At 42.9% G+C, this 2,499-nt stretch carries 1 protein-coding gene; it reads left to right on the top strand.

The window, feature by feature from the left end:
• Window positions 1-2,499 (top strand): choice-of-anchor K domain-containing protein (locus AACT21_RS08840; RefSeq protein WP_094163146.1); only part of this gene is annotated, 2,499 nt, incomplete at both ends.

Raw genomic sequence — 2,499 nt, 5'->3', positions numbered from 1 at the left:
CCATGGTTCGGATGCGCCGCAGCCAATTGCTTATGGTTCTGGTGTCGTTGAACCGCAATGGGGGGCCGATGGTCGAGGGGCACTGCAATTAGTTGGCCTGGATGAATCTGCGACACTCAAAACGGTTACTGGCTCTGACATTACTGTTGGATTAGTAGGAGCAAATACTCTTACTGGTAAAGATGCAGAAGGGCATTTAGTCTTCAAACTCGAGTTTACACCGACAACGGGAAAATGGGAGTTTTACCAGTATCAAAATATACAATCGCCGTTAGGTGATGGAGATATTGATTTCCAAGTGAAAGTTACTGATGCCGATGGTGACAGTGCTGTGCTTGGTTTTGCGGTCAAGCCTGTGTCTCCACCGGTTATTGGTGAATTGACGCTCAATGTTTCTGAAGAAGGATTACAAGGCGGGATTGCGGATGACGCATCTATCACTGGTTCACAAGACACGACTAACCAGACCTCAGTGGAAGGGCAGCTTAATATTGCGAACACCTCTGAGCTTTCTATGGGGATTCCGGTTGGTACTTACACTTCTAATGGTGTAGCTATTACCTGGAACTTATCTTCGGATAAACAGAGACTGATTGGAACGGTTGCTGACAATAAAGTGGTCGAAATTACCGTAGATAACCAAGGCAAGGTGACTAGTCAGTTACATGCTGTATTCGACCACACGAATAATGGTGGAGAAGATGACCTTGTAATTGATATTCCCATTGAAGCACAAAATTCAAGTGGTATTTCGAGCACAAGTACAATCACCATTGTTATCGAAGATGATGCTCCTATCGCTAATGCGGATGTTGCTTCAATCAATGTATTAGCCGATTCATTTAATTTTAACGGTGTTTCGGCCAAGTGGAGCAATATCGCAGGTGGTTCAAATATTACAATTTATGATTCGCGCGATGCTGACCCTGATTTAGACCAAGTACGCTGGGGAACGAGTGCAGGGTATGGGCAATCAGGGTATGGTTTTATTGATAACGATAGTGGACTAGCTGGAAATATAGCTCTCAATGAGCTAGTCCAACTAGGAACCTTTACTCACTATAATTACCCTATCTATGACTCGATTACGGGGGCAACACTAGATGTAACGTTTTCAGTAACCGATGCTTATGGTCGAGTAACGCCTGTGACGATTACGGTGAATTTTGCCCATAACGAAACACCAAATAATCAGTCTGATCCAAGGGATATCATTACTATTGAAAGTCAATCTGTGACTTTTGAATTTGAAGGTAAGATGTATACAGTTGAAGTCTTAGGTTTTGTTGATAAAAACGGTAATGTTATCAACTCGATAAAGACAGACGAAAATGCATCCAACCAGTTTGACTTGGTGGCAAAGATTGTTGAAGGAAGTGGTTACCATTTGCCAAGTGCTTTAGGTAATGTAATGCATAACGATTTGCACGGTGCCGATGGATCATTGACGGTCATAGGGTGTGTGAATGGAGAAACATCAAGCAGTATTAATACCGGTGTTGGCACTAAGGTTATTGGTTTGTATGGCGAGCTGATTCTGATGGCTGATGGTAGCTATACTTATCAAGTGACTGAGGATGCCTCTAAGATCCCCCTCAACGCACAGGAAGTTTTTAGTTATACCGTGAGAGATAATGATGGTGATGCTGCCAATAGTACTTTAACGATTTCGGTCAACGCTGTAGATAAAAATGGTGTACCCGTAGGTTTACCATTGACGGTTGAAGGCAATGATTTAAATGACATGATAGTTATTAGAAATGGTGAAAACTCACAGCACCCAGATAGATTCGATGTTGCTTTCGGGGGTAATTTGTTAGGTACAGTACGTGATGTTCATGGCAATGAAAACCATATTCACGTAGGGCAAGGTTATAATAATGGCTCTCAAAACCAAACTGTTAGTGGTGGATCGGGGAACGATCATATTGAGACGGGCTCTGGAAATGACGTCATTTATGCAGGAATGACGGGATCTCATGGTTACAGTAGTGATGATGATTTGGAACTTTCTGCGTCTGAGATTGCCAATCATCACGTAATGACAGGCAATCTTTCTGGCACTGATTCAATGTTAGATAATGATGGTTTGTTATTATCGAACGATGTATCAAGCCGTAATGCTGACGTTGTTAATAGCGGTAGTGGCAATGATCGAATATTTGGTCAATCTGGCTCTGATATCCTTTTTGGTCATACTGGTGATGATTATATTGATGGTGGTTCTCACAACGATGGTTTGAGAGGTGGTGAAGGTAACGACACCCTTATTGGCGGCCTTGGTAGTGATATCTTAACGGGTGATAGTGGTGCAGACATATTCAAATGGGTTGAGATGGAAACCGCGACTGACCGCGTTACTGACTTCCATCGTTCGGAAGGGGATTCGTTAGATTTTTCCGATTTGTTTGAAGACATGACCAAAGATGAGATCACAGCATTGCTTGATGGACTGGGTGGTGTAGATCATCAAGGTGTTGCGGACGATGTATCTATCCG

It is taken from the genome of Vibrio sp. V08_P9A1T1, from assembly GCF_963874405.1.
GTDB lineage: Bacteria > Pseudomonadota > Gammaproteobacteria > Enterobacterales > Vibrionaceae > Vibrio > Vibrio anguillarum.
The sequence above is the reverse complement of the archived record's forward strand: the minus strand, read 5'-3'. Positions and strand labels throughout refer to the sequence as shown.